Here is a 13,268-nt window from a genome sequence, read left to right as displayed (position 1 = left end):
TCAGCCGGGCGGGTGGACGCGGCCGAGGAAGTCCCCCGTCAGGGCGACGATCTCGTCGAGGTTGGTCTCCAACGCCCAGTGCCCGCCGTCGAGCAGGTGCAGCTCGGCGTCGGGCAGGTCGCGCAGGTAGGCGCGCGCGGCGTCGGCCGGCATGTAACCGTCGTGCGGCCCCCAGACGACGAGGGTGGGCGGCTGGTGCTCCCGCAGGTACGCCTGGATGCGCGGCAGGTCGGCGAGGGTGTTGGCCTGGTCGGCGAACAGTCCCACGATGATCTCGGGCCGCGGCGGCGTACGCAGCTGCGCCCAGGAGAGCGTCCACAGGTCCGGGCTGACCCGGTCGACGAGCCGGTCGGGCAGCTCGCCCACGAACTCGTCCCGGAACCCCTCCTCGCTGACGTTGCCGGCCAGCTCCGCGCGTCCCTGCGGAGTCGGGTCCGCCCAGTACCGCCGCAACGGCGCGTACTTCGGGCCGAACTCGTCGGCGTAGATGTCGCCGTTCTGCACGACGAGGGCGGCCACCCGCTCGGGCGCCGACATGGCGACGCGGAAGCCGTGCTGTGAGCCGTAGTCGTGCAGGTAGATCGCGTAGCGGCGCAGGCCCAGCGTGTCCACGAACCGGCGCAGGAACCGGCCGTAGCCGGCGAAGGTGTAGTCGAAGCGCGACGGGTCGGGGGTGGCGCTGTAGCCGAAGCCGGGCAGGTCCGGGGCGACCAGCCGCCATCGGTCCCCGAGCGCGGCCATGAGGTTGCGGTACTGGAACGACGAGCAGGGGTAGCCGTGCGGCAGCAGCACGACCGGGGCGGCGTGCGGCCCGGCTTCCCGGTAGAACACGTCGACGCCGTCGACCAGGACCCGCCGGTGCCGGACGTACGCGCTCATCGTCCACCTCCTCCGCCGTGACCAGGGTGATCCCCGCTCCCGCCCCGGTCATGCCGCCGGCGCCGCCTTCCGCGCTCGCGGCGGGCGGCGCCGGCCGCGATACGGATCAGTGGTGGTGCCGCTGCGCCTTGTGGATGTGGACCGGGAGGGCGGGCGCGCCGTCGACCGGCGCCGGGTCCTCCTCGGTCGGGGCGATCCCCCCGGCCGCGATCCGGTCGAGGGTGGCCAGCCCGGCCGCGTCCACCGAGCCGAAGATCGTGTAGTTCGGGCGCAGCGCCGAATCGGCGTAGACCAGGAAGAACTGGCTGCCGTTGGTGTCCGGGCCGGCGTTGGCCATGGCGAGCGTGCCGCGGGCGTAGACCCGCCGCTCGCCGGTCGGGTCGGTGGGCGCCGGAGGAAGGTCGGTCGGCAGTTCGTCCCGGTAGCGGTAGCCCGGCCCGCCGGAGCCGGTCCCGGACGGGTCGCCGCACTGGAGGACGCTCAGCGTCGGGTACGCGGTCAGCCGGTGGCACGACGTCCGGTCGTAGAAGCGGTGCCGGGTCAGGTGCAGGAAGCTCTGCACCGTGCAGGGCGCCGCCGCCCGGTCCAGGCTCAACCCGATGGGCCCGTGGTTCGTCCGCAGGGTCACCCGCACCCGGCCCCGGTCCGGCGTACGGCGCGGGTCGGGCGGCAGCGGCACCGGCCGGGCGGCCGGCTCCTCCGGCGTCGCGGTGTAGCCGCACGGGCCGGGCGTGGTGCGCGGGTGGTGGGCCGCGGCGGCGGGCGCGGCGGAGGCGGCGGGCGCGGCGAGGCCGCCGACGGCGACCAGCGCACCGGCGAACAGGGCCGCGGCGGCGACGCGGGGCAGCGCACGCCGGGGGCGACGCGGGGCGGGAGCGGGCTGCGGTCGGGGTTCTCGCGACACGGGCATCCTCCTGGACTCGTGGTACCGGAGCGACCGGAGTCTATGGATCCCGTCGGCCGTTGTCGATCCGTGCCGCCGTCCCTCCGCGACGCGACCAGGCCCTGCGGCGCCACCGGGGACGGCCGGAGGCCCCGGATCACCCCGAGGCGGTCAGGACCGGCCGCGGCGGGCGGCCCGCCGCCAGAACAGCGCGCCCAGGAGCAGCACGACCGCCGCGGCGACCAGAGCCGCGACCGACCAGGAGGCGGTCGTCGCTCCGCCGACCGGGCCGCTCGCGGCGGCCGGTCGCGCCTGCTCGACGGCGGGCGGGCTGGGCTCGACGGTCGGGCTCGCGAGCAGCTCGCCCGGTTCGACGAGCCGGCCGACCGTGGCCGACCGGGGCAACGAGAAGCCCCAGTCCAGCAATGCCGCACCCTGCTCCCAGCCGCGCATCGGTTGCGGCTCCGCGCCGAGCAGCGTGGCGACCAGGCGCCGGCCGTCCCGCTCGGCGGCGCCGACGTACGTGTGCCGGGCGAGGTCGGTGAACCCGGTCTTGCCGCCCAGCGCCCCGGGGTACTGATAGATCAGCTGGTTCTCGTTCTGGATTTGGAAGCCCTTGGTCCGCTGTGCCCGCTGGGCGGGGATCTGCGTCCGCTCGGTCAGCGCGTAGCGGCGGAAGGTGGCATCGGCGAAGCACGCCCGGGCGATCAGGGCCAGGTCGTACGCGCTGGTGAACTGGCCTGGCCCGTCCAGGCCGGACGGGGTGACCGCGTGCGTCTGCAGCGCGCCGAGCCGGTGCGCGTACTCGTTCATGGCGCGCACCCCGCCGGCCGCGCCCTCGCCGCCCCCGCCGAGCCGGGCGAGCACGTTGGCCGCCTCGTTGCCGGAGTTGAGCAGCAGCCCGAGCCAGACGGTCTCGACGGTGTACCGGCCACCCTCGACGAGGCCCACCGCCGAGGATCCGGGCTCGATGTCCATGTCCTCGGCGGTGACCGTGACGACCTGCTCCGGATCCAGCTTCGGCAGCAACGTGGCGGCGAGCAGCAACTTCTGCACGCTCGCCGGGGTGCCGTGCTCGTGCGGGCCACAGCCGCCGAGCACCTGGCCGGTGTCGAGGTCGGCGACGAGCCAGGAGGTGGCGGTGATCTTCGGCGGGGCGGGCACCCCGGGCGGCACCACGAGGCCGGCCGTGGCGAGCGCCTCGCCGCCCACGGCCCGCTCCTCCGGCACCGCCGGTGGCGGCGACGGCCGTGGAGGTCGGGAGGCCTTCGGCGCGACCGCCCGGGGGCACGGCACTGTCGGGGTGTGGGCCATCCGCCCGGAGCGGTGCGCGGCGGACGGCGACGCCGACACCGGGACGGCGACGCCGGCCGCGAGCAGGACGGCGATCGCCCCGGTGGCCAGCAGGCGGTGTCTCATTCCAGCACCCTAATCCGGGTGCGGACGCCGCCGGGGCCGGACGAGACGCTACCGCCGCCGCGGCCCGGGAGACCGCCGTGAGACTGGTGCGGTGTACGGGTCGACGACGTGGGGCCGGCGACGTCCACGCGGGAGCGCGCCGCGCATCGCCCGCTACGGGCCGCTGACGCCGTCGCCCTTCCGCTGCGCGACTCGACGATGGACGCCGCCGGGATGTCCACGGTGATCCACACATCGCCGGTCTGGCGCGGCTGCGGGCCGCCGCCCGCGAGGACCGCGGGCCGGTCGTCGACCACCTCGATCTGTTCGTGCTGCGCTGAGCCCCGACGCGGGACGAGCGGGTCACCGCTCCGGGTGGGACTCCCGGTCCCGCAGGTAGTCGTACAGCGCCGCGGAGGCACGCAGCCGGCGCATGCTGCGCAGGTGCAGCTCCTGCTCGCGGCGGGCCAGCTCGGCCCGGACCCGCTCGGGGCTGCCGGTGGAGCGCATCTCGGCCAGCACGGCGGCGATGATGTCGAACGGGTACGCGCCCTGCCGCAGCACGGCGACGACCTGGGCCGCCCGCTGCTCGGCGTCGTCGTACACCCGGTAGCCGGTGGCGCGGTCGCGGACCGGACGCAGCAGCCCGCGCGCCTCCCAGAGCCGCAGCTGGGACGTGCGGATCCCGAGCAGGGCGGCGACCTCCCCGATGCGGGACGGGCGACGGGGCGCGGGCACCGCCCGACCGGCGAGCACCGTCTCGAACGCGCCGATGGCACGCCGGATGTCGGCCCGTTCGCGGTCCAGCTCGGCGTGGCCGGCGTCGAGCGCCGCGAGCGCCGCCGGCAGCTCACCCCGGTGCACCGCGGCCATCACCTCGCGGGTACGCGCCCAGCCGTGCCCCTCGGCCATCCGCCGCACGACCACGAGCGCCCGGGCGTGCGCGGTCGTGAAGATCCGGTAACCGCTCTCGGTGCGCCGCACCGGAGGGAGCACGCCGAGGTCGACGTAGTTGCGGACCTGCTGCACCGAGATGCCGGCGCCGGCCGCGAGGTCGACGGCGCGCAGCCGCTCACCCGTTCCCACACCGATCACCGTACCCGTTGACGTTCGTTTGAGACTTTCCCGGTCATTTCGCTACCGATCCCGCGCCCTTGTTCGTGAAAGTCTCCACAAGCTCGTGAATGAGACAATTTAATCCGTCAGACCCCGGTGCCAGGGTGCTCGGGCACCCGCCTGCCCACGATCCGCGAAGGGTTCGCATGCCGCAGCCAACACGGCCCACCGCCGACAGCCACGACATGATCGAGGTACGGGGGGCGCGGGAACAATCTCGCCTCCGTATCGGTCGACATCCCCAAGCGCCGCCTCACCGTCTTCACCGGTGTCTCCGGCTCCGGAAAGTCCTCGCTCGTCTTCGGCACCATCGCCGCCGAGTCGCAGCGCCTCATCAACGAGACCTACAGCGCCTTCCTCCAGTCGTTCATGCCGAGCCAGGGCCGCCCCGACGTGGACTCGCTGCGCAACCTGAGCGCCGCCATCGTGGTCGACCAGGAGCGCCTCGGCGTCAACTCACGCTCCACCGTGGGCACCGCCACCGACGCGTACGCCATGCTGCGCATCGTGTTCAGCCGGCTCGGCGTCCCGCAGGTCGGCGGGGCCGGCGCGTTCAGCTTCAACCTGGCCGAGGGCATGTGCCCGACGTGCGAAGGGCTGGGCAGGGTCTCCGACCTCGACGTGCACGAGCTCGTGGACGTCGAGCGCTCCCTAAACGACGGCGCCATCAAGGTGCCCAACTTCGCCGTCGACTCCTGGTACTGGCAGACCATCGTCGGCTCGGGCCTGTTCGACCCGGACGCGAAGCTGCAGGACTACACCCCACAGCAGTGGGAGGACTTCCTGCACAAGCCGGCCACGAAGATCAAGATGGGCAGCAACAACTGGACGTATGAGGGCCTGGTCGTGAAGGTCAAGCGCCTCTTCCTCGGCAAGGACCGCGAGTCCATGCAGCCGCACATCCGGACCTTCGTCGACCGTGCGGTCACGTTCACCACCTGCGCCGCCTGCGACGGGACCCGGCTCAACGAGGCCGCCCTCTCCTCCCGCATCGCCGGGCGCAACATCGCCGAGTGCTCCGCGATGCAGATCAGCGACCTCGCGGAGTTCCTCCGCGGCATCGACGACCCCACGGTGGCTCCGCTCGTCGCCAACCTGCGTGACCTGCTCGACTCGCTGGTCGAGATCGGCCTCGGTTACCTCAGCCTCGACCGGGAGAGCAGCACGCTCTCCGGTGGCGAGGCCCAGCGGGTGAAGATGGTCCGGCACCTCGGCTCCAGCCTCTCCGACGTCACGTACGTCTTCGACGAGCCCACCGTCGGCCTGCACCCGCACGACATCGCCCGCATGAACGGCCTGCTGCTGCGGCTGCGCGACAAGGGCAACACGGTGTTGGTGGTCGAGCACAAACCGGAGACCATCGCGATCGCCGACCACGTCGTCGACCTCGGGCCCGGCGCCGGTGCCGCCGGCGGCCGGATCTGCTACACCGGTGACGTCGCGGGCCTGCGCCGCTCCGGCACGCTGACCGGCCGGCACCTCGACCACCGGGTGGCCCTGCGCGCCGACGTACGCCGTCCGACCGGGCACCTGCCGATCCGCAACGCCGACCTGCACAACCTGCGCGACGTGAGCGTCGACATCCCGCTCGGTGTGCTGACCGTGGTCACCGGGGTCGCCGGCTCGGGCAAGAGCTCCCTGATCCACGGCTCCCTCCAGCGGCGCGACGGGGTGGTCGTCGTCGACCAGTCCCCCATCCGCGGCTCCCGGCGCAGCAACCCGGCCACCTACAGCGGGCTGCTCGACCCCGTCCGCACGGCGTTCGCCAAGGCCAACGGGGTCAGGGCCGCCCTGTTCAGCGCGAACTCCGAGGGCGCCTGCCCGGCCTGCAAGGGCATCGGCCTGATCTACACCGACCTGGCCATGATGGCCGGCGTGGCCACCGTCTGCGAGCAGTGCGAGGGGCGCCGGTTCACCCCCGAGGTGCTCACCTACACGCTGCGCGGCAAGAACATCAGCGAGGTTCTCGCCATGTCGGTCACCGAGGCGCACGAGTTCTTCCCCAGCGGGCCGGCGCACGTCATCCTCGGCCGGCTGGCCGACGTCGGGCTCGGCTACCTCAGCCTGGGCCAGCCACTCACCACGCTCTCCGGCGGGGAGCGGCAACGGCTCAAGCTCGCCATCCACATGGCCGAGAAGACCAGCACGTACGTCCTCGACGAGCCCACCACCGGCCTGCACCTCGCCGACGTCGACCAGCTGCTCGCGCTCCTCGACCGGCTCGTCGACGCGGGCAACACGGTGATCGTGATCGAACACCACCAGGCGGTGATGGCGCACGCGGACTGGTTGATCGACCTCGGCCCCGGCGCCGGCCACGACGGCGGGCGGGTGGTGTTCACCGGCACGCCGGCCGACCTGGTGGCGAATGGCGACACGCTGACCGCCCGGCACCTGCGCGAGTACGTCGCCGCCTGACCCCGGACCGACCGCCGGGTGCCGTTGCTCGCAGCGCCGAGGTCGCGCAACCACCGGGAAGGTGTTGTCTCACCACCCATCCGAGGCGACAACATCCCCGAAGTAGTGCGATCTCGGCGCGGCCACGACGGCGTCCGGCGCCGTGCCGTCTGGCGCGGATGCCCGGACCCGACTGTCGTGTCGCGCAACCACGAGCTGTTGTGACCTCACCGCCCACTGCCCGACGGCGTTGTCGGCGGACGCGCGTGCCCGGCTCGGCTGTCCTCTAGACCGAAGCCCTCCGCATCCCTGCCGCCCCCCGGCCGAGGCCCGTCGCGTCGCACAACGGAGATGGCACAACTATCGGGAAGTTGTGGCCTCACCACCCGCCCGAGGCCACACCATCCCGGAAGTAGCGCGATCTTGTGGTCTGTGACGTGTGTCCGGTTCGGGATCGGGCAGCCGATACCCGGGTGGCCCGGTCTGGGCGGTTCGGGGTGTGACCGGCGGCATGCGGGGGGTGGAATCGGTGGCGGGGTGGGGGCGTTGAACACCCCTGACGATCGAGGTAGCAGCCCCCTACGACCGGCCAGCGAGGTCGGCGCAACGGGTTGACGGGCTCCGGAATGATGCCGGGCCCCCGGTCGTTGCACACCAACCCCGGCGCGGTCCCGGGCCATCGAGCCTGACGGCCGGACCACCCCGGGAATGACGGCCGGCCCCCGGTCGTTGCACACCATCCCGGCGCGGTGACCCCCCCTTCCCCGCCGAACCCCGGGCAGACGCGAACACCCCCCGATTCGCGCACCCAACACCCCGAGTCTTTGAGCGCCTGATGAGGTGCCGCATCCGTCACGCCACCCCCTCTTGTGGTGTGTGGGTGCCTGACCCCCAAGGAGCTTTCCCATGAACACGATCATGCGTAAGAGCGTCCTCGGTATCGCTGGTCTCGCCTTCGCCGGTGGCATCATCGGCGGCCCGGTCGCCGCCCACGCCGCCACCCCCACCCCCGAGGTGAAGCCCGTCGCGGTGGTGCAGGCCGACAAGCCGGGCGTGGACACCACCAAGCTGATCCCCCACGGCACCCAGGGCGCGCAGTCGCACATCGACCTCAACGACGAGCAGATCGCGAACGTCAAGGCGATCATCGCGGCGACGAAGAAGTCCGGCCTGGACGAGCGGGCCGCGGTCATCTCCATCGCCACCAGCCTGCAGGAGTCGAAGCTGGAGAACCTCGGCCACCTCGGTGACCGTAACGACCACGACTCGCTGGGCCTGTTCCAGCAGCGGCCGTCCTCGGGTTGGGGCACGCCGGAGCAGATCACCGATCCGGAGTACTCCACGATGGCGTTCCTGAAGGGTCTGAAGCAGGTCGACGGGTGGCAGGACATGCCGCTGACCGACGCCGCGCAGACGGTGCAGGTGTCGGCGTACCCGGACGCCTACGCCCAGTGGGAGCAGCAGGCCGCCGACCTCGTCGCCCAGCACTGGAACAGCTGACAACCCCCACAACCGAACCCGGCACCACCCACAGACATCACACACAAGGGGGAAAAACCGCTGGCCGGCACCCACCAGGGTGCCGGCCAGCGGCACTCTCCGCGGAAGCACCGGAGCCCCGCCCGTCGACCCTTTGCCGAACGCCAGGTTCGCGTCGCACGGCGCGCCGGGCGCCCATTCCGAGAGGCGTCCGGAGGTGGGAACAAGGGCGGGTGCGGGTAGGTTGTATGGGGTGTCGGTGTGTCCAGTGTCCCCGGGCCTCACCTCATAAATGCCTTCGCGGAATACCGTTCGGCTGGAGCCGCGTCGCGCCACTCGCCGAGAGGCGACCTGCACACCGGCACCCCAGCGCTGCCCCCGGCCATCCGGCCGGGGGCAGCGCTGTCTCTGCCGCCGACGGTCGGACGTCTCCACGGTGAGCCGGCGAGTAGCGGCGGAGGAACCGCCACACCCGGGCAGCGCGCGCCGCGCGAAACCCGGCAGAATGCCGGAATGAGTGTCGAGTCGTCCTGGGCGGAGCAGCCGGGCGTGGTGGTCCTGCCGAGCGGGGCCGCGGTGCGCGGGCGGCGTATCGGCGATCCGGCGTCCCCTGCTGACTTCGCGCTGCTGCTCGCGCCCGGCCCGGCCCCGGCGTGGCCGCACCGGCGGATCCGGTGGCCGGATTTCTGGATCCCCGTCGACCGCGCCGACGCCCTGGACGCCCTGCGGGAGGCGCTGGGTCGTGCTCAGGCCGGTGAGCGGGTGGAGGTGGCCTGCCGCGGCGGCCAGGGGCGTACGGGCACCGCGCTCGCCGCGCTGGCCGTGCTCGACGGGATGCCGGCCGAGCAGGTGGTGGACTGGGTACGCGCCGCCTACCGGCCCAAGGCGGTGGAGACGCCCTGGCAGCGCCGGTGGCTACGCCGCCTGGTGTGACGGGCCGTCCCCGGCGCACCCGGACGACCCGCTACCCGCGCAGAGGGGTCGCAATCCGCACGGAGTAGCCCGCAAATGCGCACGGCGCGGCCCGCAATCCCCGCAGAGGGGCGCCATCCGCGCAGAGCGGCCTGCGCCGCGGCCGGCGTGGTCAGGTGGAGAGGTAGCGGAGGATGGCCAGCACCCGCCGGCTGTAGCCGGTCACCTCCGACAGGTCGAGCTTGTCGAAGATCGCGTTGACGTGTTTCTCCACGGCGCTCAGCGACACGTGCAGTCGTTCGGCGATGGCGGCGTTGGTGTGGCCCTGGGCCATGTGGTGCAGGACCTCCCCTTCACGGGGGGTGAGCCGGGTGAGCGGGTCGGCGCGGTCGGAGCCGGCGACCACCTGCCGTACCACCTCCGGGTCGAGCGCGGTCGCGCCGGCCGCGACCCGGTCCAGCGCGTCGAGGAAGTCGTCGACCTGGGCGACCCGGTCCTTGAGCAGGTAACCGACGCCCTCCGGCCGGTCGGCGAGCAGGCGGCTCGCGTAGCGCTTCTCGACGTACTGGGAGAGCACCAGCACGGCCGTCTCTGGCCAGCGGCGGCGGATCTCCAGCGCGGCGCGCAGGCCGTCGTCGGTGTGGGTGGGTGGCATCCGGACGTCGGTGACCACGACGTCGGGTCGCTCGCGGTCGACGGCGGTGACCAGCTCGTCGGCGCTGCCGACGGTCGCGACCACCTCGTGGCCCTCCTCGGCGAGCAGCCGAGCCAGCCCTTCCCGGAGCAGCGTGGAGTCCTCGGCGAGGGTCACGCGCACGGCAGTTCCGCCAGCACCGTCGTGGGCCCGCCGGCCGGGCTCTCCACGCGCAGCCGCCCGTCGAGCGCGGCGACCCGGCGGGCCAGCCCGGACAGGCCCCGCCCGGAGGGATCGGCCCCGCCCGTGCCGTCGTCGCGCACGCGCATCCGGACCGTCCCCTCCCGCGCCTCGATGTCGATCGTGACCAGGGTAGCGGCGGCGTGTTTCACCGCGTTGGTGAGCGCCTCGCAGGCCACGAAGTAGAGCACGGTCTCGACCTGGCGGTCGGGGCGCACGGGCAGGTCGCAGCGGATCCGCACGGGCACGGCGGAGCGCTGCGCCACCATGCCGAGCACCTCACCCAGGTCGTTCTCCTCCAGCGCCGCGGGGTAGACCCGCCAGGCCACCTCCCGTAGCTCCCCGAGCGCCCGCTGGAGATCCTCGTGGGCCTGCGCGACGAGGGCGGCGGTCCGCTCCGTGTCCCGGCTGCGGCGGGCCCGGCCGAGCAGCACACCGAGCGCGACGAGCCGCTGTTGCAGCCCGTCGTGCAGGTCGCGTTCGATGCGCTGGCGTTCGGCGTCCACGGCGGCGATCACGCCGGCCCGGGTGCTGGCCAGTTCGCGGACCCGCTCCTCCAGCGCCTCCCGGGTGCCCCGGTCGAGCAGCCGCCGGGCGAGCCGGACGTCCAGCGCGCCCACGCTGGCGACGGCCTGCGTGTTGAGCAGCAGGAGCACCGTGCCGATGACGACCTGGAGCAGGAAGTCGCCCACCGTGAGCTCACCGCGGGCGGCGGCGACCAGCAGGATCCAGGCCAGCACCGCACCGATGGCCAGCAGCGCGAACGCCAGCGCCCCGAGCAGGCCGGGCAGCAGCCGCGCCGCCAGGTAGCCGACCTCCCGCCAGCCGGCCGTCCGGGTCGGCGGCAGGTCGTCCCCCGCGCCGAGCAGCCCGGCGAGCCGACGGCGTTCGAGGCGTACCAGCGTGGTGGCGTACCGCGGGATCAGCGCGTCGACCCGGCGGCGGGCCGGCGGCACGGCCGCGGACGCCAGCCCGGCGACGACGGCGACCAGGAGGAAGATCAGCTCCCCGGCGGCGGTCAGCACGCCGGCGGCGACGCCGAGCGCGACCCGGCCGGCCTGCGTCAACGCGCTCCGCCGTGCCCGTCGTCACCCCAGCCGACGCTGCGGTAGAGGGTGCCGCGGCCGCTGGGGTCGGGGACGCCGATGCCCGGCGTGGGCGCGGCGACCGGCTCCGGCTCGCGGGCCGCGCGGCGGGACCGGCGCACCCGCGAGACCACGAACCAGCCGACCGCCACCGCGCAGACCACGATGACGACGTTCTGGAGTACGCCGACGTACCCCTCGACCAGGTGCCAGTTGTCGCCGAGCAGGTAGCCGGCGAGGATGAACGCGCTGTTCCAGATGAGGCTGCCCAGTGTGGTGTAGAGCGCGAAGACGCCGATGGGCATCCGCTCCACGCCGGCCGGGATGGAGATCAGGCTCCGGAAGATCGGGATCATCCGCCCGAAGAAGACGGCCTTGACGCCGTGCCGCAGGAACCACGCCTCGGTCCGGTCCACGTCGCTGAGCTTCACCAGCGGCAGCCGTGCCGCCACGGCCCGGATCCGGTCCCGGCCGAGGGCGGCGCCGATCCCGTAGAGGGCCAGGGCGCCGACGAGCGACCCGAGGGTGGTCCAGAAGATCGCGCCGAGCACGCTCATCCGCCCCTGGCCGGCGACGAAGCCGGCCAGCGGCAGGATCACCTCGCTCGGGATCGGCGGGAAGAGGTTCTCCAGCGCCACGGCGAGGCCGGCGCCCGGCCCGCCGAGCCGTTCCACGAGGTCCGTGACGTAGCCGACCAGTCCGTCCTGTGGCGGTTCCGCGTCCGCCGCGAGGCTTCCGGTAGCCAGCAGGACGTGCGAGGTTCGAATCATGGCTCCACGCTACGAACCGATCCTGAGAGACGGCCATGGGGCTTGCCTCCCGACCGCGCCGCGTGACCGCACCCCGGTAGGTGCGGAAAACCGGACCCCGCTGCGTCTGGCGGTGGCGCAGCCGCCGTGCGTGGCCGGGGACGTCGCGGCGAACGCGCGGGCCCACGCCGACGCGGTCCGGTCGGCGCGGACCAGGGTGGTCGTCTTTCCCGAGCTGTCGCTGACCGGGTACGAGCTGGACGCTCCCGCCGTGGACGCGGCGGATCCTCGGCTGGCGCCGCTCGTGCGGGCCTGCGCCGAGACCGGCACGCTGGCGCTGGCCGGCGCGCCGGTGCCGGGGGAGCACATCGGGGTGCTCGCCGTCGACGGCCGTGGCGCCACGGTGGCGTACCGGAAGATGTGGCTCGGTGGCGACGAGGGCCGCCGGTTCACCGCGGGCGACCGGCCGGCCGTGCTGGACGTCGACGGCTGGCGGCTCGGCCTCGCGGTGTGCCGGGACACGGGTGTGCCGGAGCACGCCGCCCGGACGGTGGCGTTGGGCGTGGACGCCTACCTGGCGGGGATGGTGGAGGCCGCGTCGGACGCGGAGGTGCCCGCGCAGCGGGCGCGGCGCATCGCCACGACGCACCGCGTCTGGGTGGCGGTGGCGAGCTTCGCCGGGTCGACCGGCGGGGGCTACGCCCGGGCGGCGGGCGGCTCCGGGATCTGGGCGCCGGGCGGTACGCCGGCCGTCCGGGCGGGCGCGGGGGTCGGCGAGATCGTCCGGGCGGTCCTGACCGACGAAAGGGACTGATCACGTCTCGGCGACGTGAGCCGCTGGCGGCGGGTGGTGGGTGGGTCAGGTCGGGTTGCTCTTCGCCTTCTGCCGGGCGTAGTAGGCGCGGGCGCGGTTGCGGTCGCCGCAGTCCTTCGTGTTGCACCAGCGGCGGTTGCGTCGCGGTGACGTGTCGAGGTAGACCCAGCCGCACCTGGCGTCCTCGCACTGGTGGAGCCGGTCGAGGTCGTCGCGCTGGGCGAGGGCCACGAGCCCGCGGACGATGCGGTTTCGGGGCAGGGCGAGGTCCGTCTCCCGGTCTCGCCACTGCCAGCGGTCGCCGGTGCGGACGAGGTCGGCCGCGGCGATCGCCGCCCGGTACATGGCGGCGAGGTCCGCGGCGGCGTGGCGGTCGTGCTCGAAGAGCGCCGCGTAGGCCCTCTCGCGCGCCTCGACGACCTGGTGCCGCTCCCGCTCCGCCCGGGCGCCGTCGCGGTCGGCGAGCGCGCGCAGGGCCAGCGCCTCGTCCGCGCTGATCAGGTCGGACTCCAGGCACCAGTGGACGACGTCGGTGAAGGTCCTGAGGTGCTCCGTGCGTTCGCTTCCGCCGAGGCGCCAGGCAACGGTGTTCACCAGGTCGAGCATGCGGTCGCCCGCGATGTGGCCGAACCTCACCGCCCCTCCTCTCATGGGTGAACGCATTGTTGCATGTGAGACGACC

11 protein-coding genes and 1 pseudogene are annotated in these 13,268 nt (G+C 73.6%); 4 read left to right on the top strand and 8 right to left on the bottom strand.

The annotated features are described in order from the left end of the window. The 4 genes from SM573_RS15835 to SM573_RS15820 all read right to left on the bottom strand — a co-directional run bounded on the left by SM573_RS15835 (position 1) and on the right by SM573_RS15820 (position 4,246). Complete coding sequence (locus SM573_RS15835) at positions 1-879, bottom strand: alpha/beta fold hydrolase (protein WP_474610234.1); 879 nt, start codon at positions 877-879, stop codon at positions 1-3. A 106-nt stretch (positions 880-985) separates the two neighbouring features. Further along, positions 986-1,783: a peptidylprolyl isomerase gene (locus SM573_RS15830; RefSeq protein ID WP_474610235.1), complete on the bottom strand. Its 798-nt coding sequence runs from the start codon at positions 1,781-1,783 to the stop codon at positions 986-988. 150 nt (positions 1,784-1,933) lie between these two features. Continuing rightward, positions 1,934-3,181: a D-alanyl-D-alanine carboxypeptidase family protein gene (locus tag SM573_RS15825; RefSeq protein WP_474616397.1), complete on the bottom strand. Its 1,248-nt coding sequence runs from the start codon at positions 3,179-3,181 to the stop codon at positions 1,934-1,936. A gap of 342 nt (positions 3,182-3,523) precedes the next feature. Beyond that, positions 3,524-4,246, bottom strand: a complete 723-nt coding sequence (locus SM573_RS15820) for a MerR family DNA-binding transcriptional regulator (protein ID WP_474616396.1) — start codon at positions 4,244-4,246, stop codon at positions 3,524-3,526. Positions 4,247-4,422: 176 nt separating this feature from the next. Between SM573_RS15820 and SM573_RS15815 the strand changes: the two are divergent. The 3 genes and pseudogenes from SM573_RS15815 (at position 4,423) to SM573_RS15805 (ending at position 9,085) form a co-directional block, all read left to right on the top strand. After that, positions 4,423-6,694, top strand: a pseudogene (locus SM573_RS15815) (ATP-binding cassette domain-containing protein). An 885-nt stretch (positions 6,695-7,579) separates the two neighbouring features. Continuing rightward, positions 7,580-8,173: a hypothetical protein gene (locus tag SM573_RS15810; protein WP_474616395.1), complete on the top strand. Its 594-nt coding sequence runs from the start codon at positions 7,580-7,582 to the stop codon at positions 8,171-8,173. Between the two features lie 492 nt (positions 8,174-8,665). Then, positions 8,666-9,085, top strand: a complete 420-nt coding sequence (locus tag SM573_RS15805; RefSeq protein ID WP_474614209.1) for a protein-tyrosine phosphatase family protein — start codon at positions 8,666-8,668, stop codon at positions 9,083-9,085. 151 nt (positions 9,086-9,236) lie between these two features. Here the strand turns inward: SM573_RS15805 and SM573_RS15800 are convergent, their stop codons facing one another. The 3 genes from SM573_RS15800 to SM573_RS15790 are packed head-to-tail and all read right to left on the bottom strand — an operon-like array spanning position 9,237 to position 11,793. Continuing rightward, entirely contained in the window at positions 9,237-9,881 is a 645-nt protein-coding gene (locus SM573_RS15800) for a response regulator (RefSeq protein WP_474614208.1), read from the bottom strand. Beyond that, positions 9,872-11,005, bottom strand: coding sequence for a sensor histidine kinase (locus SM573_RS15795; RefSeq protein ID WP_474616394.1), 1,134 nt, complete (start codon positions 11,003-11,005; stop codon positions 9,872-9,874). The genes SM573_RS15800 and SM573_RS15795 overlap by 10 nt, the downstream gene beginning before the upstream one ends. Beyond that, positions 11,002-11,793 carry a DedA family protein gene (locus SM573_RS15790; protein WP_474614206.1) on the bottom strand — a complete coding sequence of 264 codons (792 nt, stop codon included), beginning with the start codon at positions 11,791-11,793 and terminating at the stop codon, positions 11,002-11,004. The genes SM573_RS15795 and SM573_RS15790 overlap by 4 nt, the downstream gene beginning before the upstream one ends. A gap of 112 nt (positions 11,794-11,905) precedes the next feature. On the opposite strand from SM573_RS15790, the gene SM573_RS15785 reads away from it, so the two are divergent. Next, entirely contained in the window at positions 11,906-12,586 is a 681-nt protein-coding gene (locus tag SM573_RS15785; protein WP_474616393.1) for a carbon-nitrogen hydrolase family protein, read from the top strand. 45 nt (positions 12,587-12,631) lie between these two features. Here the strand turns inward: SM573_RS15785 and SM573_RS15780 are convergent, their stop codons facing one another. Continuing rightward, entirely contained in the window at positions 12,632-13,222 is a 591-nt protein-coding gene (locus SM573_RS15780; protein ID WP_474616392.1) for a CGNR zinc finger domain-containing protein, read from the bottom strand. Between the last annotated feature and the right edge of the window lie 46 nt (positions 13,223-13,268).

Source organism: Micromonospora xinjiangensis (assembly GCF_056150165.1).
The sequence above is the reverse complement of the archived record's forward strand: the minus strand, read 5'-3'. Positions and strand labels throughout refer to the sequence as shown.

Coding starts and splice junctions, on each gene's coding strand:
- SM573_RS15835 (WP_474610234.1), bottom strand. CDS start 879: ATGAGCGCGTACGTCCGGCACCGGCGGGTCCTGGTCGACGGCGTCGAC.
- SM573_RS15825 (WP_474616397.1), bottom strand. CDS start 3,181: ATGAGACACCGCCTGCTGGCCACCGGGGCGATCGCCGTCCTGCTCGCG.
- SM573_RS15810 (WP_474616395.1), top strand. CDS start 7,580: ATGAACACGATCATGCGTAAGAGCGTCCTCGGTATCGCTGGTCTCGCC.
- SM573_RS15805 (WP_474614209.1), top strand. CDS start 8,666: ATGAGTGTCGAGTCGTCCTGGGCGGAGCAGCCGGGCGTGGTGGTCCTG.
- SM573_RS15790 (WP_474614206.1), bottom strand. CDS start 11,793: ATGATTCGAACCTCGCACGTCCTGCTGGCTACCGGAAGCCTCGCGGCG.